General features: G+C 72.4%; 15 protein-coding genes. 8 read left to right on the forward strand and 7 right to left on the reverse strand.

Annotation, left to right across the window (positions count from 1 at the left end; translation table 11 throughout):
- Positions 1–10: 10 nt before the first annotated feature.
- The 5 genes from AC6I72_RS13720 to AC6I72_RS13740 form a co-directional block, all read right to left on the reverse strand.
- The gene (locus AC6I72_RS13720) at positions 11–1,456 is read right to left on the reverse strand and encodes a sensor histidine kinase (RefSeq protein WP_498001032.1); all 1,446 of its coding nucleotides are present in this window, start codon (positions 1,454–1,456) and stop codon (positions 11–13) included.
- Complete coding sequence (locus AC6I72_RS13725; protein ID WP_498004683.1) at positions 1,457–2,182, reverse strand: response regulator transcription factor; 726 nt, start codon at positions 2,180–2,182, stop codon at positions 1,457–1,459.
- A gap of 230 nt (positions 2,183–2,412) precedes the next feature.
- Entirely contained in the window at positions 2,413–3,021 is a 609-nt protein-coding gene (locus AC6I72_RS13730; RefSeq protein ID WP_498001033.1) for an FMN reductase, read from the reverse strand.
- Positions 3,018–4,121, reverse strand: a complete 1,104-nt coding sequence (locus tag AC6I72_RS13735; RefSeq protein ID WP_498001034.1) for an LLM class flavin-dependent oxidoreductase — start codon at positions 4,119–4,121, stop codon at positions 3,018–3,020. Before AC6I72_RS13735 ends, AC6I72_RS13730 begins: the two co-directional genes overlap by 4 nt.
- Positions 4,122–4,487: 366 nt before the next feature.
- A complete protein-coding gene (locus AC6I72_RS13740) occupies positions 4,488–5,783 on the reverse strand; it encodes an MFS transporter (protein WP_498001036.1) in 1,296 nt (431 codons plus the stop codon).
- Positions 5,784–6,098: 315 nt separating this feature from the next.
- Between AC6I72_RS13740 and AC6I72_RS13745 the strand changes: the two genes are divergently transcribed.
- The 4 genes from AC6I72_RS13745 to AC6I72_RS13760 are packed head-to-tail and all read left to right on the forward strand — an operon-like array spanning position 6,099 to position 8,806.
- Complete coding sequence (locus AC6I72_RS13745; RefSeq protein WP_498001037.1) at positions 6,099–6,437, forward strand: YnfA family protein; 339 nt, start codon at positions 6,099–6,101, stop codon at positions 6,435–6,437.
- A gap of 50 nt (positions 6,438–6,487) precedes the next feature.
- Positions 6,488–7,264 carry an SDR family NAD(P)-dependent oxidoreductase gene (locus AC6I72_RS13750; protein WP_498001039.1) on the forward strand — a complete coding sequence of 259 codons (777 nt, stop codon included), beginning with the start codon at positions 6,488–6,490 and terminating at the stop codon, positions 7,262–7,264.
- A gap of 5 nt (positions 7,265–7,269) precedes the next feature.
- Positions 7,270–7,494 (forward strand): hypothetical protein, encoded by a 225-nt coding sequence (locus AC6I72_RS13755; RefSeq protein WP_498004684.1) that lies wholly within the window; start codon positions 7,270–7,272, stop codon positions 7,492–7,494.
- Between the two features lie 43 nt (positions 7,495–7,537).
- Positions 7,538–8,806: a GNAT family N-acetyltransferase gene (locus tag AC6I72_RS13760; RefSeq protein WP_498001040.1), complete on the forward strand. Its 1,269-nt coding sequence runs from the start codon at positions 7,538–7,540 to the stop codon at positions 8,804–8,806.
- 37 nt (positions 8,807–8,843) lie between these two features.
- On the opposite strand, the gene AC6I72_RS13765 is transcribed toward AC6I72_RS13760, so the two are convergent.
- Entirely contained in the window at positions 8,844–10,037 is a 1,194-nt protein-coding gene (locus AC6I72_RS13765; RefSeq protein WP_498001041.1) for an RtcB family protein, read from the reverse strand.
- Positions 10,038–10,242: 205 nt separating this feature from the next.
- Between AC6I72_RS13765 and AC6I72_RS13770 the strand changes: the two genes are divergently transcribed.
- The 3 genes from AC6I72_RS13770 to AC6I72_RS13780 all read left to right on the forward strand — a co-directional run bounded on the left by AC6I72_RS13770 (position 10,243) and on the right by AC6I72_RS13780 (position 13,643).
- Positions 10,243–11,121, forward strand: coding sequence for a DUF3558 domain-containing protein (locus AC6I72_RS13770; RefSeq protein ID WP_498001042.1), 879 nt, complete (start codon positions 10,243–10,245; stop codon positions 11,119–11,121).
- A gap of 166 nt (positions 11,122–11,287) precedes the next feature.
- On the forward strand, positions 11,288–12,226 hold the full coding sequence (locus AC6I72_RS13775) for a DUF3558 family protein (protein WP_498001043.1): 939 nt from the start codon (positions 11,288–11,290) through the stop codon (positions 12,224–12,226).
- Between the two features lie 91 nt (positions 12,227–12,317).
- Positions 12,318–13,643 carry a DUF2637 domain-containing protein gene (locus AC6I72_RS13780; RefSeq protein ID WP_498001044.1) on the forward strand — a complete coding sequence of 442 codons (1,326 nt, stop codon included), beginning with the start codon at positions 12,318–12,320 and terminating at the stop codon, positions 13,641–13,643.
- A 71-nt stretch (positions 13,644–13,714) separates the two neighbouring features.
- Here AC6I72_RS13780 and lysS read toward each other — a convergent pair whose 3' ends face one another.
- The gene (gene lysS / locus AC6I72_RS13785; RefSeq protein ID WP_498001045.1) at positions 13,715–15,460 is read right to left on the reverse strand and encodes a lysine--tRNA ligase; all 1,746 of its coding nucleotides are present in this window, start codon (positions 15,458–15,460) and stop codon (positions 13,715–13,717) included.
- Between the two features lie 218 nt (positions 15,461–15,678).
- Between lysS and argS the strand changes: the two genes are divergently transcribed.
- Positions 15,679–17,442: an arginine--tRNA ligase gene (gene argS, locus AC6I72_RS13790; RefSeq protein WP_498001046.1), complete on the forward strand. Its 1,764-nt coding sequence runs from the start codon at positions 15,679–15,681 to the stop codon at positions 17,440–17,442.
- Positions 17,443–17,465 lie beyond the last annotated feature (23 nt).

Genomic DNA, 17,465 nt, shown 5'->3' on the forward strand with positions numbered 1-17,465 from the left:
GCGCCGCACCTCACCGTGGCGCCGCGCCGCCTTCGGCCCGTTCCCGTTCGGCGCCCACGGTGAAGCCGATCACGGCGCCGCCGCCCTCGCGCCGGCAGGCGAACGGCGCGCCCCCGTGGGCGATGGCCACCTCGCGCACGATCGACAGGCCGAGGCCCGACCCGGGCAGGGAACGGGCGTCGGCGGCGCGGTAGAAGCGGTCGAAGACGCGGATCAGGTCGCCCTCCGCGATGCCGGGTCCCCGGTCGAGGACCTCGACGCGTACCGTGCCCGGCCGGGCCGGCCCCAGTACGGCGATCTCGATGGGCGCCGTACCTCCGCGGTCGAACTTGGCCGCGTTCTCCACGAGGTTGGAGACGGCCCGCTGGAGCATGCCGGGCCGGCCGTCCGCCGTCGTGTCACCGCTCGCGCGGACCACGATGTCGCGTCCGGTGCGGCGGCGGGTCAGGCCCGCCACGTCCTCGGCGATGTCGGCGAGGTCGACGCGCTGCGGCGGCTCGGTGTCGGACTGCCCGGCGGCGAGGTCGACCAGCTCGTTGACGAGGTCGGTGAGTTCGCGCGCCTCCTGGGCGAGGTCGGCGACCAGTTCCTCGCGGGAGGCGGGCGGCAGTTCGTCGATGCGGCGCAGCAGCGAGATGTTGGTCCGCAGCGAGGTCAGCGGGGTGCGCAGTTCGTGGCCGGCGTCCTGCACCAGGCGGCGCTGGTCCTCCTCGGACTGGGCGAGGCGGCCGAGCATGCGGTCGAAGGAACGGCCGAGGCGGCCCACTTCGTCGTAGCCGGTGACCGGCACCTGGACGCCGAGCCGCCGGGTGCGGGCGACGTCCTCGGCGGCGGAGGTGAGGACCACCAGCCGGCGGGTGATGCGGCGGGCCAGCCACCAGCCGCACAGGCCGGCCGCGATGACCACGATCGCCATCAGGATCAGGGTGCGCTGCTGGAGCGCGCGCAGCAGGTCCTCGGTGTCGCTGAACTCCTGGGCCACCTGCACGGCGCCGCGGCCGTCGCCGAGCGCGACGGTGGCGATGCGGTACACGTCGTCGGCGACGGGCACGTCCTGGTACTCGATGGTCTTGCCCGCGACGTCGTCGGAGGCGACGGCCCGGTCGTCGGCGGTGACGGGCAGCGGGGGGCTGCCGTGGTCCACGATCTGGCCCTGCGCGCCGAGCACCTGGACGTCGGTGCGGCTGGGCCGGACGACCTCGTGGCCGGGCCGGGAGGAGGAGAAGTCCTCGGGCGTACGGTCGTAGCGCCGGACCTCGTCCTGGACGTCCTGGACGACCTGGGTGAACACGGACTGCTGGTCCACGCGCACCAGGCGGGCGGCGGAGTTGTACGACAGGATGCCGACCAGGACGGTGACGGCGGCGGTCACCGCCGCGAACGACACCGCGAACGTGGTCCGCAGCGACGAGAGCCGGCGCCGCGGTCGGTCCGTCAGCCGCGCGAGGCGGCCCACTCAGTCCTCCCGCAGCACGTACCCCACACCGCGGACGGTGTGGATGAGCTGCGGGGCGCCCGGCTCGTCGAGCTTGCGGCGCAGATAGCCGACGTACACGGCGAGGTTCTTGGAGCCGGGACCGAAGTCGTAGCCCCAGATGCGGTCGTAGATGGTGGAGTGGTCGAGGACGATGCCGGCGTTGCGCACCAGCAGTTCGAGGAGTTCGAACTCGGTGCGGGTCAGTTCCACCTCGCGGGTGCCGCGCCACACCCGGCGGGCCTGGACGTCCATGCGGATCCCGGCCGCCTCGACCTGCCGTTCGGGCAGGTGCGGGGCCTTCGCCGGTGCCTCCTCGGCGGCGGGGGCGGCGGCCGGTTCCACGGGGGCCGGGCTGGTGCGGCGCAGCAGGGCGCGGAGCCGGGCGAAGACCTCCTCGACGTCGAACGGCTTGACGACGTAGTCGTCGGCGCCCGCGTCGAGGCCGGCGATCCGGTCGGCGGTCTCCACCAGGGCGGTCAGCATCAGGATCGGGGTGCGGTCGCCCTCGGCGCGCAGGACCCGGCAGACCTGGAGCCCGTCGATGCCGGGCATCATCACGTCCAGGACGAGGACGTCCGGCGGTGTCTTGTGGGCCTGCGCGAGTGCCTCGACGCCGTCGGCCACCGCCGTCACCTCGTAGCCCTCCAGGGTCAGGGCCCGCTCCAGGGCATGGCGGATGGCGCGGTCGTCTTCGGCGAGCAGCACAGTCTGAGGCACTCGCCCAGTCTGCCAAGGCCGGGTCGGGGCGAAGCGGGCGCGCGGGCCTACGATCACCCCTTTTTACCCGGCTCTCACCGTCTCGGACGCAACCGGCGGCAGGTGCCTACCGTCCTCTCACCCACCGCCACCCCCGTCCCACTTCGTCCTCATGTACGGAACTGCGTGCGCAGAACCCCAGACGCAGGACGCGGGTGCGGGGGCTTCGGGTGCGGGCCTCAGTTACGGAGCCGGGCCAGCTGCTCCGCGAACGGGACGACGGTCAGGTCGTCCGCCGCCCGCCGGGGCGCCCCGTCCTGCCGCGCCGGGCGCCCGGTCATCAGGGCCGCCAGTTCACCCGCCGCCCGTTCGGTCCGCTCCGGCAGCCCTTCCGCGCCCCAGTCCTCGGAGGCGGCGTAGACCCCGGTGGGGACGACGACGGCCCGCAGGTAGGAGAAGAGGGGCCGCAGGGCGTGGTCCAGGACCATGGAGTGGCGGGCGGTGCCGCCGGTGGCGGCGACCAGCACCGGCTTGCCGGCCAGGGCGTCCTTGTCGCGCGCCCCGAGCACGTCGAAGAAGGACTTGAACAGCCCGCTGTAGGACGCGGAGAACACGGGGGTGACGACGATCAGGCCGTCCGCCCCGGCCACCGCGTCCAGCGCCCCGGCCAGGGCGGGGCCGGGGAAGCCGCTGGTGAGGTTGTGCGCGATGTCGACGGCGAGGTCGCGCACCTCGATCACCCGGACGTCCGCGCCCGTGCGCGCGGCGGTCGCGGCGGCCAGCCGGTCGCCGAGCAGCCGGGTGGAGGACGGGACGCTCAGTCCCGCCGACACGACGACGATGTTCATACGGCGCTCGCCTCCTCCGGGGCCGCTTCCGCGGCCGCGGCCAGCAGGGACGTGTGGGTCGGCGCGTCCGGCACGTCCGCCGGACGGTTCTTGGCGAACTCCTCGCGCAGCACCGGTACGACCTCCTCGCCGAGCAGGTCGAGCTGTTCGAGGACGGTCTTCAGCGGCAGCCCGGCGTGGTCCATCAGGAACAGCTGGCGCTGGTAGTCGCCGGCGTACTCGCGGAAGGACAGCGTCTTCTCGATGACCTGCTGCGGGGAACCCACGGTCAGCGGTGTCTGGGCGGTGAAGTCCTCCAGGGAGGGCCCGTGGCCGTACACCGGGGCGTTGTCGAAGTACGGGCGGAACTCGCGCACCGCGTCCTGGGAGTTCTTCCGCATGAACACCTGGCCGCCGAGGCCGACGATGGCCTGCTCGGGGGTGCCGTGCCCGTAGTGGGCGTAGCGGGAGCGATACAGCTCGATCATCCGCTTGGTGTGGTCGGCGGGCCAGAAGATGTTGTTGTGGAAGAACCCGTCGCCGTAGTACGCGGCCTGCTCGGCGATCTCGGGGGAGCGGATCGAGCCGTGCCAGACGAACGGCGGTACGCCGTCCAGCGGGCGGGGCGTCGAGGTGAACCCCTGGAGCGGGGTGCGGAACTTGCCCTCCCAGTTCACCACGTCCTCGCGCCACAGCCGGTGCAGCAGGGCGTAGTTCTCGATGGCGAGGTTGATGCCCTCGCGGATGTCCTTGCCGAACCAGGGGTAGACCGGGCCGGTGTTGCCGCGGCCCATCATCAGGTCGACGCGGCCGTCGGCGAGCTGCTGGAGCATCGCGAAGTCCTCGGCGATCTTCACCGGGTCGTTGGTGGTGATCAGGGTGGTGGAGGTGGACAGCACGAGGCGCTCGGTGCGCGCGGCTATGTAGCCGAGCATCGTGGTCGGCGAGGACGGCACGAAGGGCGGGTTGTGGTGCTCGCCGGTCGCGAAGACGTCCAGGCCGACCTCCTCGGCCTTCAGCGCGATGGCGACCATGGCCTTGATGCGCTCGCGTTCGGTCGGCGTCCGTCCGGTGGTGGGGTCCGGCGTGACGTCACCGACGCTGAAGATCCCGAACTGCATGGTCGCTCACCCTCCAAATTGTTGATTGTTCAACTATACCCCGCTGAACGGCGCGCGCCCCGCGGGTATTCCGCGGCCGGGAGAAGGCTTGGCGGGAAGAGCGCTTGGCTGGAGGCGGATCGGCTGGGGGAGGGCTGCTGGGGGTGGCTTGGCCGGGGGCAGGACGGCCGCGGGCAGGACGGCCGAGGGCGGCTTGGCCGGGGGCAGCTCCGGGGCAGCGTGGGCGGCGCGGCCGGGGGCGGCTCGGCCGGACGCAGGGGGCGGCCGGGGGCGGCCGGGGGCGGCTCGGCCGGACGCAGCGGCGAGGCAGCGTGGGCGGCGGCGCGGCCCGGCCAGGGGCCGCGCCGCGCTCCGGGACTGCTCGCGCTACGGCTGCGGCTGGGGCCTGGGCAGCGGCCCCGGCTCGGGCCGCGGCTCCCGCCGCCCTTCGCGCCACGGCAGCAGCAGCGGTGTCGCGAGCAGCAGCAGACCCGCCAGGCCGATGGCGGGGCGGGTGCCGGCGAGGGCGGCCAGCAGACCCCACAGGGCGGTCATCACCGCCGTGGCCAGCTTGCCGGTGACCGACCAGGCCGAGAGGGTCCGGGCGACCCGGTCCGACGGGGTCTGCTCCAGGCGGTACGTGGAACACACCGGGTTGAACACCCCGCAGAGGGTGATCAGCACCAGCTCGACCGCCATCACCAGCACGAGCCCGGCCACCCCCGGCCGGACGAAGGCCAGCCCGACCGACCAGCACACCCGCAGCGCACCCGTCGCGAGCAGCACCCGGCGCTGCCCGTACCGGTCCACCAGCCGGCCCGTCAGCCGGGAACCCACCAGCCCGCCGAGACAGGGCAGCGCGAAGGCGAGACCGTACTGCCACGGCGCGAACCCGAGCGGCCCGAGCATCAGGACGGCGAGCAGCGGCGCCACCGCCATGATCAGGGAGTTGGCCAGCACCGTGTGGAAGAACAGCGGGCGCAGCGCCGGGTGCGCCAGCACGAACCGCCAGCCGTCGAGCAGCTCTCCCGCCCGCAGCCCCGGCCCACGCTCCTTGCCCCCGGGAGCCCCGGAGGCCCGGGGGGCCCGGGGCGGCGCCGGCTCCGTACCGCCGATCGCACGGATCCCGAGCGCCGACAGCAGATAGCTGACCGCGTCGGCCACCACCGTCACCACCGGCCCGAAGGCCCCGACCAGGGCGCCCCCCACCGGCGGCCCCAGCACCGACGCCGTCCACGTCGTCGACTCGAAACGGCTGCTCGCCGCCAGCAGGTCACCGGGCGGCACCAGGGCCTTGAGGTGCGCCCCGCTCGCCGCGCGGAACGCGAGGTCCGCCGCGGCGACCACCACCGACACCACCAGCAACTGGGCGAACCCGAGGCCGCCGAGCGCGTAGGCGGCCGGCACGCTCATCAGCGCCGCGCACCGCACCAGGTCCATCGCGACCATCACCGGCCGCTTGCGCCGGAACTCGATCCACGGCCCGAGCGGCACCGCCACCACCGCGCCCACGGCCAGCCCCGCGGCCGACAGCACCGAGACCTCGGCCGATCCGGCGTGCAGCACGAGCACCGCGATCAGCGCGAAGGCGTCGAACGCCAGCCACGTGCCGAACGTACTGGCGGCGTAGGCCGCCCACAGCCACCCGAACCGCCGCCCCAGCGCCCGCCGCCGTCCCGCCACGCCCACACCTCCGCACCACCCACGCCACCGACACCGGAACCACCGTCCGCCCCCGCACCGCACACCAGGCCCCGCCCGGCAGCCCCCGCGCCCGGCAGACCCCGCCCGGCCTCTCCCACGAACCGGCGGACCGGCGGACCGGCGGACCGGCGGACCGGCGGACCGGAAGACCGCGTCATCCAAGCCCGGCACCGCCCGCCGGAGCAAACAACCACCGCCCAGGACGTCACAACCGGCGGTTGTGAGACCACGTCGGCACGGCCACCCGGCCCCCGGCCCCAGGCCCCGCCCCCACCCGCATGCGAAGCTGCCGCCATGCCCGTGATCCGCTCCGCCGCCCTGTTCGTCCTCGCCGCCCTCTTCGAGATCGGCGGCGCCTGGCTGGTCTGGCAGGGCGTGCGCGAGCACCGCGGCTGGCTGTGGGCGGCCGGCGGTGTCCTCGCGCTCGGCGCGTACGGGTTCGTCGCCACCTTCCAGCCCGACGCGCACTTCGGCCGGATCCTCGCCGCGTACGGCGGGATCTTCGTCGCCGGTTCGATCCTGTGGGGCATGGTGGCCGACGGCTACCGCCCCGACCGGTGGGACGTGGCGGGCGCCCTGGTCTGCCTCGCCGGCATGGCGCTGATCATGTGGGCGCCGAGGAACGGCGGCTGACGTTCCCCTACCCTGGGCGCAACCGAGCGTACGAACCCCAGGAGCAGCCCATGGCCACCGCCGCACCGTCCGCCGCCTCCCGCATCGCCGTCGTCACCGGTGCGAGCAGCGGCATCGGCGCCGCCACGGCCCGGCAGCTCGCCGCCGCCGGTTACCGCGTCGTGCTGACCGCCCGCCGCAAGGACCGCATCGAGGCGCTCGCCGAGGAGATCACCGCGGCCGGGCACGCCGCCACGGCCTACCAGCTCGACGTCACCGACCGCGCGGCCGTCGACGAGTTCGCGACCGCGTTCAAGACCGTCGGGGTCCTCGTCAACAACGCGGGCGGCGCGCTCGGCGCCGACCCGGTCGCCACCGGCGACCCGGCCGACTGGCGCACGATGTACGAGACGAACGTCATCGGCACCCTCAACGTCACCCAGGCCCTGCTGCCCAAGCTCGCCGCGAGCGGCGACGGCACCGTCGTGGTCGTCTCCTCCACGGCCGGCCACGGCACCTACGAGGGCGGCGCCGGGTACGTCGCCGCCAAGCACGGCGAGCACGTCCTGGCCGAGACCCTGCGCCTGGAGATCGTCGGCCGGCCGGTCCGGGTGGTCGAGGTCGCGCCCGGCATGGTCATGACGGAGGAGTTCGCGCTCACCCGCTTCGGCGGCGACCGGGAGAAGGCCGCGAAGGTCTACGAGGGCGTCGCCGAGCCGCTGACCGCCGACGACGTCGCGGACACCATCACCTGGGCCGTGACCCGTCCCAGCCACGTCAACATCGACCTGCTGGTCGTGCGCCCGCGCGCCCAGGCGTCGAACACCAAGGTCCACCGGGAGCGGTGAGAGCGCTGACGACACCGCGGGACACCCCCGAGCACCCGCCCGGACGGGAAGCCCCCGCGCGGGACATCCCCGCGCAGGGCGCTCCCGGCCGGGACCGGGCCGCCGAGCAGCGGCGCCTCGCCGAGGAGAAGAAGCGCGAGCGCTACGTCTGGTACTACCTCGGCTACTTCCTCTTCGGCATCCACGTCGTCGCCTTCGTCATGATCTACGCCGTGCGGCACGCGAAGTGAATCCCCGGCCGGGCCCGCCCTCCCGGCCGTAGGGTGACCGACCGTGGACAGACACATACGCTTCGACGCCCTGCGCAACATGCGCGACCTCGGCGGGTACGCCACCGGCGACGGCCGGCGGGTCGTTCCGCGCCGCCTGTTCCGCGCGGACGGCCTCGGCAAGCTGAGCCCGGGCACCCCCGACTGGGACCGCTTCCTCGCCCTCGGCATCGGCACGGTGATCGACCTCCGCCACGGCTGGGAGGTCGACCGCCAGGGCCGCGTGCCGGAGCACCCGTCCTTCGCCTACCACAACCTGAGCATCGAGCACCGCCCGTACGACCAGCCGGCCCTGGGCCCGGAGGTGGAACCGGGACCGTACCTGGCGGAGCGGTACATGGAGGTGGCCGAGGACGGCACCAAGGAGATCCGCGAGGCCCTGGAGCTGATCGGTGACGCGGCCGTCTCCGGTACCCCGCTGGTCTTCCACTGCGCCTCCGGCAAGGACCGCACGGGCGAGCTGGCCGCCCTGGTCCTCTCCCTCCTCGGCGTCCCCGAGCCGGTGATCGTCGAGGACTTCACCCTCACCGAACTGGCCACCGGGGCCCTGCTGGCCGACTGGCGGGCCAGGAACGGCGGCCGCACCCCGAACTGGCCGGGCTACGGCCGCGCGCCCGCCGCCGTGATGCGCCTGTTCCTGGCCGCGCTGAAGGCGAAGTACGGCTCGGTCGAGGGATACGTGACCGACGCGCTGGAACTCGACGCGCAGGTCCTCACCGCCACCCTCCGGGCGCACCTGCTGGAGCCCGTCCCCACCTCGTGGCCGGCCCTGACGTACCGCCCGGCCGTCCCCGCCGACGCCCCGCTCCTGGTCCGCCTGCGCGACGCGGCCGCCCTGCGGCAACTGGCCCGCGGCATCGACCAGTGGAAGCCCGGCGAGAAGGACGAGGCCCACTTCGTCACCCGCATGCGCGAGGGCGAGGTGTGGCTGGCGTACGCCGGGGACGACCTGGCCGGCGCCTGGGAACTGTGGTGGGACGACCCCGCCGCCTGGGGCCCCCGCCCCCCGGAGGCCGGTTACATCCACCGCCTCATGACCGTGCCGCACACGGCCCCGCCCGCCGCCGGCCGCGCCCTGCTGGCCGAGGCCGAGTCCCGCATCGCCGCCGCCGGCCGCCGCTACGCCCGCCTCGACTGCCTCTCCGCCAACCCCCGCCTGCGCGCCTACTACGAGGCGGCGGGCTACACGGCCGTCGGCGAGCAGCCCGCGAAGACGGACGGCACGGGCAGCCCGTACGCGGTGACGCTCCTGGAGAAGCGGCTACGGGACTGAGGGCGCCGGCTGCGGGGCTGACAGCGCTGACGGGCGCTCAGCCCTTCACGCACACGACCTGCTTCAGCTTCGCGACGACCTCGACGAGGTCCCGCTGCTGGTCGATGACCTGCTCGATCGGCTTGTAGGCACCCGGGATCTCGTCGACCACGCCGGAGTCCTTACGGCACTCCACACCCTGCGTCTGCTCCTGAAGGTCCTTGGTGGAGAAGCGGCGCTTGGCGGCGTTGCGGCTCATGCGGCGGCCGGCGCCGTGCGAGGCGGAGTTGAAGGACTTCTCGTTGCCGAGGCCCTTCACGATGTACGAACCGGTGCCCATCGAGCCGGGGATGATGCCGTAGTCACCGGAACCCGCGCGGATCGCGCCCTTGCGGGTGACCAGCAGGTCCATGCCGTCGTAGCGCTCCTCGGCCACGTAGTTGTGGTGGCAGGAGATCTCCTGCTCGAAGCGGGGCTTGGCCTTCTTGAACTCCTTGCGGACCACGTCCTTCAGCAGCGCCATCATGAGCGTGCGGTTGTACTTGGCGTACTCCTGCGCCCAGAACAGGTCGTTGCGGTAGGCGGCCATCTGCGGGGTGTCCGCGACGAAGACCGCGAGGTCGCGGTCGACCAGGCCCTGGTTGTGCGGGAGCTTCTGCGCGACGCCTATGTGGTGCTCGGCCAGTTCCTTGCCGATGTTGCGGGATCCGGAGTGGAGCATGAGCCAGACAGAACCGGTTGTATCCGTGCAGACTTCGACGAAATGGTTGCCGGCGCCCAGCGTTCCCATCTGCTTCACCGCGCGCCCCTGGCGGAACTTGACGGCTTCCGCCACCCCGTCGAACCGTCCCCAGAACCCGTCCCACCCGGCCGTCGGCAGCCCGTGGAAGTCGCCCGGGGCGACTGGGTCCTCGTGCATCCCGCGGCCCACCGGGATCGCCTGCTCGATCTTCGTACGCAGGCGGGACAGGTCGCCGGGCAGGTCGTTCGCCGTCAGGGACGTCTTCACCGCAGACATGCCGCAGCCGATGTCCACGCCCACCGCCGCGGGGCAGACCGCGCCCCGCATGGCGATGACGGAGCCGACGGTCGCGCCCTTGCCGTAGTGCACGTCGGGCATGACGGCCAGGCCCTCGATCCAGGGGAGGGTGGCGACGTTCTGCAGCTGGCGCAGCGCCACGTCCTCGACCGAGGCGGGGTCGGTCCACAGACGGATGGGGACCTTCGCGCCCGGCATTTCCACGTACGACATATCGTCCTCATTCCCCCGGAAAACAAACAGAAGCCTCAGAAGCGGTGAATCGCAATACCGGCGCCAAGGTCGACGAAACAGGGCATCGGACCGGCGTCCACGGCAGTGCGTGCGATAGACATTGTCTCCAGGAGACGCCCCCGGCCGGCAAGCGAATAACCCGGGCGGGGCACCCCGGCCCGACATCGTCGAGAGGAGCCTGACCGTGCTGCGGAAGGCGTACGTATCCGGCCCGGCCGCGTTGCTCGCGGCGCTGCTGCTGGCCGGCTGCACCGGCGGCTCGCCCGACGACGGCCAGGCCGACAACGCCAACGCCGACGGGCCGGGCAAGGCGACCGCGGCGGCCCAGCCGGGCAAGTACCGCACGCTCCCCGAGGCCTGCCGCGCGGTCGGCCACAGCACCCTGGACGCGCTGCTGCCGGGCATCCAGCAGATCACGGACCCGGACCAGCGGGAGAAGGCCTACGACGGCGAGGCCACGCTCACCTACGACACCGAGCGCAAGGTCGGCTGCCGCTGGAAGGTGGACTCCACCGACGCCACCGACCACCTCCACGTCGACTTCGAGCGGGTCGTCTCCTACGACAACGCCGTGAGCGACGACAGCCAGGCCGAGGCGGTCTTCGCCACCAAGCAGACGGCCGCGGACCTGCCCGCGCCGCCCCCCTCCACCACCGGCTCGGGCTCCGCGACGGGCACGGGCACGGGCACGGGCACCGGCACGGGCACGGCGGCCGGGGCGCCGGCGGGCGGCGACTCCGGCGGCACCCCGTCCGCCCCGGCCTCCGGGTCCTCCACGGCCTCCTCCTCCTCGGCCTCCGCCCCGGCGTCCGACCCGGCCGAGGTGCAGCCCCGCACGCTCGACGACCTCGGCGACGAGGCGTTCGTGGACGACACCCTCAGCAGCTCCGGTTCGACGGTCAAGCAGCGGACGGTGACTGTGGCGTTCCGCACGTCGAACGTGATCGTGACCATCGAGTACGAGGAGCAGCCGACCGCCGTCGGCGTGGTCCCGGACAGCAAGGAAATGCAGGACAAGGCCCGGAAACTGGCGGCGCAGCTGGCGGGGTCGCTGGGCGGTTGACGTGCCGGGGGCGGCACTTGGCGCGGTGCCGTGCTCCCGGGGAGGGCGGACCACGCGGCTGACCGATTGCGTACGGTGGCCCTCCCGGACCCGGTCGGACCGCACCCGGTCGGACCCGCACCCGATCAGAACGCAGGGAACCACGAGCGTCATGAGTGAAGGAACCATGCAGCGAGCAGCTCAGCGAGAACAGCGTGACCGGCGTGATCAGCGGGAGGGACGCGGCCCGCGGGCCAAGCGGCTGCACCGTGCCCTCGTCTGCGCGGGTGCGGTGCCCGTGCTGCTGCTGGCGGCGGCCTGCTCCTCCTCGGACTCGGGTTCGGGTTCGGACGACGCGTCGAAGAGTCCTGCGGCCGGCGCGAAGACGTCGGCGAGCCCGAGCGCTTCGCCGACCGTGCAGCCGGCGAAGTACGCGAAGCTGCCGGAAGCGTGCAAGGTGCTGGCGCGCAAGACACTGGACGACCTGGTCCCCCGGGGCGCGAAGTCCGCGAAGGCGGGCGCGTCGAGCGATGTGGGCACGCGGGCCAGCTGCTCGTGGAACGGCCTGGACAACAACGGGGTGAAGGGCTCTCAGTACCGCTGGCTGAACGTGTCCCTGCTGCGCTTCGAGTCCGACACGGCGCGCGGCACGGGCGAGGAGCAGGCGCAGGTGTTCTACCGCAAGCAGGTGGGGGACGCGCAGGCCGTGGCGGACGCCAAGAACACCAAGTCGCAGCCGGTGTCCGGGACGGGCGACGAGGCGACGGCGGTGCGCTACGACCTGAAGAAGAAGGAAGGCACCTTCAAGCAGCAGACGGTCGTGGCCCGGGTGGAGAACGTGGTGGTCACGCTGGACTACAACGGCGCGGGGCTGGCCGGTGACAAGGCGCCGGACGCGGACGACCTGTCGAAGGACGCGGTGAAGGCCGCCAAGGAGGTGGTGGCGTCGGTGACCAAGGCCAACGGCGGCACCGGTACGGGTTCGCCGGACTCGTCGGGTCCGGGTGAGGGCTCGTCGGAGAAGCCGGCGTCGGGCACGCCGTCCACGTCGCCCTCCGGATCGGCGTCCAAGTCCGCTTCGCCGTCGGCCTCGCAGTCCGCGTCCAAGGCGTCGGACGACCGCTGAGCGCGGCGGGTCATCGGATCCGGACAACCGTTCCCCGGACAGATGTGCCACTCTGTTGCGCGCAACAGGACGTAAGGGGAGGGGAGTACGAGTGGCCGCGCCACTGCAGCTGACTCGGATGCACCGGGTTCTCATCGGCGTGGTCGTGACCGGCGCCGTGATCATCGCCGGTATCGGCTTCGCCGGTTCGTACGCGGCCGTGCGCGAGCTGGCCATCAAGAAGGGCTTCGGGGACTTCAGTTATGTGTTCCCGATCGGCATCGACGCGGGCATCTGCGTGCTGCTCGCGCTGGACCTGCTGCTGACCTGGATCCGGATCCCCTTCCCGCTGCTGCGCCAGACGGCGTGGCTGCTGACGGCGGCGACGATCGCGTTCAACGGCGCCGCCGCCTGGCCGGACCCGCTGGGTGTGGGCATGCACGCGGTGATCCCGGTGCTGTTCGTGGTCGCCGTGGAGGCGGCGCGGCACGCGGTCGGCCGGATCGCGGACATCACCGCCGACAAGCACATGGAGGGTGTCCGCCTCACCCGCTGGCTGCTGTCGCCGCTGCCGACGTTCCTGCTGTGGCGGCGGATGAAGCTGTGGGAGCTGCGCTCCTACGAGCAGGTGATCAAGCTGGAGCAGGAGCGGCTGGTCTACCAGGCGCGGCTGCGCTCCCGGTTCGGCCGGGCGTGGCGCAGGAAGGCGCCGGTGGAGTCGCTGATGCCGCTGCGCCTGGCCCGGTACGGCGTGCCGCTGGCGGAGACGGCCCCCGCGGGGCTGGCGGCGGCCGGGATCGAGCCGGTGCTGCTCCCGCCGGCGCCCGCGCCGCAGCCGGTGGTGGCCGCCGACGCGCAGCGGGCGGCGGTGCCGGGCGCCGGCAGGCCGCGCGCGCTGGTGGCCGAGCGCGGCCCGGAGCCGGAGCAGCAGGCGTACGTGCCGGACCCGGAGGAGAGCCCGTGGTTCCAGTCGCAGCGGCAGATCGACTACCACGGCGGGTACGACCCGACGTACGAGCCGGAGCCGTCCTACGGCCCGGAGCCGCCGTACGAGGAGTGGTACGAGGAGCAGCAGCCGGACCAGCCCGAGCACCCGGCGCAGCACGCGCCGCAGCACCCCGAGCAGCACGCGCCGCGGCAGTCCGCCCCGCAGCCCTCTTCCGAGGACACCGGCGGCTTCCCCGTCCCCGCGGGCCCGGGCCGCACCCGTGAGCTGGGCGACGGCGGCGGCACTCCCGCGCAGGCGCCGGACGAGGAGGGCCTGTACCAGGTGTTCCGGTACTCGATAGAGGGCGAGGGCATGCCGACGCCCGGCACCTTCGCCGCGAACGTCGAGGCGGCGTACGGGGTACGGCTGAACTCCCGTGAGCTGGGCAAGTACATGGACCTGTTCACGGCCCGTCTCAACGAAGAGCTGATGGAAGAGCACATCGCCTAGTGGTGTGACCGCGGGCAACGGGAAGGGGGCCCTCCGTCTGGAGGGCCCCCTTCCTGCGGCGTCCTTCGGGCCTACGCGCCGAGCAGCGTCCGGACCCGTTCCTGGCCGACCGCGAGCAGCAGCGTGGGCAGGCGCGGGCCGGTGTCGCGGCCGACGAGCAGGTGGTAGAGGAGCGCGAAGAACGTCCGCTGGGCGGTCTTGATCTCCGGCGGCAGCTCCTTGGGCGTGGCGTCGGCGGAGAACCCGGCCTGGACCTTGGGCACCCCGTAGACGAGGTGGGTGAGCCCGTCCAGCGACCAGTGCTCGGCGAGGCCGTCGAGCAGCAGGCGCAGCGACTGCCGGGAGGCCTCGTCGAGGGACTTGAGCAGGTCGGTGTCGGGCTCGTCGCGGACGATGGTGCGCGCCTCGGCGGGGACGTGGGTGTTGATCCACGCCTCGGCCTTGTCGTACCGGGGACGGGCCTCGTCCAGCGAGCCCAGCGGGTTCGCCGGGTCCAGCTCGGACAGGATCCGCAGCGCCTGGTCCTGGTGGCCGGCGGTGATGTCGGCGACGGAGGCGAGCGTGCGGTACGGCAGCGGGCGGGCGGTCTTCGGCAGTTCACCGGCGGCGGTGCCCACCGCGCGCGTGTACGCGGCGACGTCACCGGGCAGCGCGGAGCCGTCGGCCACCTTCGCGGCGAGCTTGTCCCACTCGTCGTACAGCCGCTGGATCTCCTGGTCGAAGGCGATCTTGAAGGACTGGTTGGGGCGGCGGCGGGCGTACAGCCAGCGCAGGAGCTGCGGCTCCATGATCTGGAGCGCGTCGCCGGGCGTGGGGACCCCGCCCTTGGACGAGGACATCTTCGCCATGCCGGAGATGCCGACGAAGGCGTACATCGGGCCGATGGGCTGCTTGCCGTCGAAGATGCCGACGATCTGCCCGCCGACCTGGAAGGACGAGCCGGGCGAGGAGTGGTCGACGCCGGACGGCTCGAAGATCACGCCCTCGTACGCCCAGCGCATCGGCCAGTCGACCTTCCAGACCAGCTTGCCGCGGTTGAACTCGCTGAGCCGGACGGTCTCCGAGAAGGCGCACGCCGTGCAGGTGTAGGTCAGCTCGGTGGAGTCGTCGTCGTAGGCGGTGACGGTGGTGAGGTCCTTCTCGCAGTTGCCGCAGTACGGCTTGTACGGGAAGTACCCGGCGGAGCCGGAGCTGCCGTCGTCCTCGGCGGCGGCGCCCGAGCCCTCGGCGGCCTCCAGCTCGGCCTCGTCGACCGGCTTCTGCTGCTGCTTCTTGGCACCGGCCTTCGGCTTGGTGCGGTACTGGGCGAGGATCGCGTCGATGTCGCCGCGGTGCTTCATCGCGTGCAGGATCTGCTCGCGGTAGACCCCGGAGGTGTACTGCGCGGTCTGGCTGATGCCGTCGAACTCCACGCCCAGCTCGGCCAGCGAGGCGGTCATCGCGGCCTTGAAGTGCTCGGCCCAGTTCGGGTGCCGCGAGCCCGCGGGGGCGGGGACCGAGGTCAGCGGCTTGCCGATGTGCTCGGCCCACGACTCGTCGACACCGGGGACGCCGGCCGGGACCTTGCGGTACCGGTCGTAGTCGTCCCAGGAGATCAGGTGCCGCACCTGGTGGCCGCGGCGGCGGATCTCGTCGGCGACCAGGTGCGGGGTCATGACCTCGCGCAGGTTGCCCAGGTGGATGGGACCGGAGGGGGAGAGCCCGGACGCGACGACAACGGGTTTGCCGGGGGCCCGACGCTCCGACTCCTCGATGACCTCATCCGCGAAACGGGAGACCCAGTCGGTGGTCTCGGTGCTCTGAGCCACGATCGGCACGTCCTCTTTCCTGAAGTTCTCCGTGAGCTGCCAATGCGGTCGCACGGCTGACCGCTCCATTGTCCCAGGACGGTCGGCATCCACGAAAACGCCTTATCACCGCGTTGGACGGGTCTGCGGACGCCGGGGTTGGCCGGGCGGCAGGAAAATTCGCTTTGCCCCCCGTGGGATACTGGCCGTGACTATCCATCCCCACGAGGAGAACGGCACCCATTCCTATGGCCTCGGTCACGTCCCTCACCGCCTCCGTCCACCAGCGCCTCGCGAACGCCCTCTCCGCCGCCCTGCCGGAGACCGCCGACGCGGACCCGCTGCTGCGACGAAGCGACCGGGCGGACTTCCAGGCCAACGGCATCCTGGCGCTGGCCAAGAAGGCGAAGGCCAACCCGCGCGAGCTGGCGGCGCAGGTCGTGGAGCGGGTGACCGCCGGTGACGTGATCAAGGACATCGAGGTCTCCGGACCCGGCTTCCTCAACATCACCGTCACCGACAGGGCGATCACGGAGAACCTGGCCGCGCGCGCCACCGACCCGGCCGGCCGCCTCGGTGTGCCGCAGGCCGACCACCCGGGCACCACGGTCATCGACTACGCCCAGCCCAACGTGGCCAAGGAGATGCACGTCGGCCACCTGCGCTCCGCGGTGATCGGCGACTCGGTGGTGCAGCTCCTGGAGTTCACCGGGGAGAACGTGGTGCGCCGCCACCACATCGGCGACTGGGGCACCCAGTTCGGCATGCTCATCCAGTACCTGGACGAGCACCCGCACGAGCTGGACCACAAGGCCGGCGAGGTCAGCGGCGAGGAGGCGATGTCCAACCTGGACCGCCTCTACAAGGCCGCGCGCAAGAAGTTCGACGCCGACGAGGAGTTCAAGACCCGCGCCCGGCGCCGGGTCGTCGACCTCCAGGCGGGCGAGCCGCACACCCTCGCGATGTGGCAGAAGTTCGTCGACGAGTCGAAGATCTACTTCTTCTCCGTCTTCGAGAAGCTGGACATGGAGATCCGGGACGCGGACATCGTCGGCGAGTCCGGTTACAACGACATGCTGGCCGAGACCTGCCGCCTGCTGGAGGAGTCCGGCGTCGCCGTCCGCTCGGAGGGCGCGCTGTGCGTCTTCTTCGACGACATCAAGGGCCCGGACGGCAATCTGGTCCCGCTGATCGTCCAGAAGTCCGACGGCGGCTACGGCTACGCGGCCACCGACCTCTCCGCGATCCGCGACCGCGTCTTCAACCTGAAGGCCGACACCCTCCTCTACGTGGTGGACGCCCGCCAGTCCCTGCACTTCAAGATGGTCTTCGAGACCGCGCGCAGGGCGGGCTGGCTGAGCGAGGACGTGAAGGCGCAGCAGCTCGCCTTCGGCACGGTCCTCGGCAAGGACGGCAAGCCGTTCAAGACGCGTGAGGGCGAGACGGTCCGCCTGGTCGACCTGCTCGACGAGGCGATCGACCGCGCCTCGGCGGTGGTGCGCGAGAAGTCGCTGGACCTCTCCGAGGAGGAGATCGCCGAGCGCGGCGCCCAGGTGGGCATCGGCGCGGTGAAGTACGCGGACCTGTCGACATCGGCGAGCCGGGACTACAAGTTCGACCTGGACCAGATGGTCTCGCTCAACGGCGACACGTCCGTCTACCTCCAGTACGCGTACGCCCGTATCCAGTCGATCCTGCGCAAGGCGGGCGAGGTCCGCCCGGCGGCGCACCCGGAGCTGGAACTGTCCCCGGCCGAGCGGGCCCTCGGGCTGCACGCCGACCAGTTCGCGGAGACGGTCGCGGAGGCAGCCGCAGAGTACGCCCCGCACAAGCTGACGGCCTACCTCTACCAGCTCGCGTCCCTCTACACGACGTTCTACGACAAGTGCCCGGTGCTGAAGGCCGAGACGCCCGCACAGGTGGAGAACCGCCTGTTCCTGTGCGACGTCACGGCCCGCACGCTGCACCAGGGCATGGCGCTGCTGGGCATCCGGACGCCCGAACGGCTCTGATCCGGCCTGACCGGCGACGGCCA

The organism is Streptomyces sp. Xyl84 (assembly GCF_059731885.1).

Bases quoted from the DNA above. Each gene is read 5' to 3' on its own strand.
- AC6I72_RS13730 (WP_498001033.1), bottom strand. From the start codon at position 3,021: ATGAACATCGTCGTCGTGTCGGCGGGACTGAGCGTCCCGTCCTCCACC.
- AC6I72_RS13735 (WP_498001034.1), bottom strand. From the start codon at position 4,121: ATGCAGTTCGGGATCTTCAGCGTCGGTGACGTCACGCCGGACCCCACC.
- AC6I72_RS13745 (WP_498001037.1), top strand. From the start codon at position 6,099: ATGCCCGTGATCCGCTCCGCCGCCCTGTTCGTCCTCGCCGCCCTCTTC.
- AC6I72_RS13750 (WP_498001039.1), top strand. From the start codon at position 6,488: ATGGCCACCGCCGCACCGTCCGCCGCCTCCCGCATCGCCGTCGTCACC.
- AC6I72_RS13765 (WP_498001041.1), bottom strand. From the start codon at position 10,037: ATGTCGTACGTGGAAATGCCGGGCGCGAAGGTCCCCATCCGTCTGTGG.
- AC6I72_RS13775 (WP_498001043.1), top strand. From the start codon at position 11,288: ATGCAGCGAGCAGCTCAGCGAGAACAGCGTGACCGGCGTGATCAGCGG.
- argS (WP_498001046.1), top strand. From the start codon at position 15,679: ATGGCCTCGGTCACGTCCCTCACCGCCTCCGTCCACCAGCGCCTCGCG.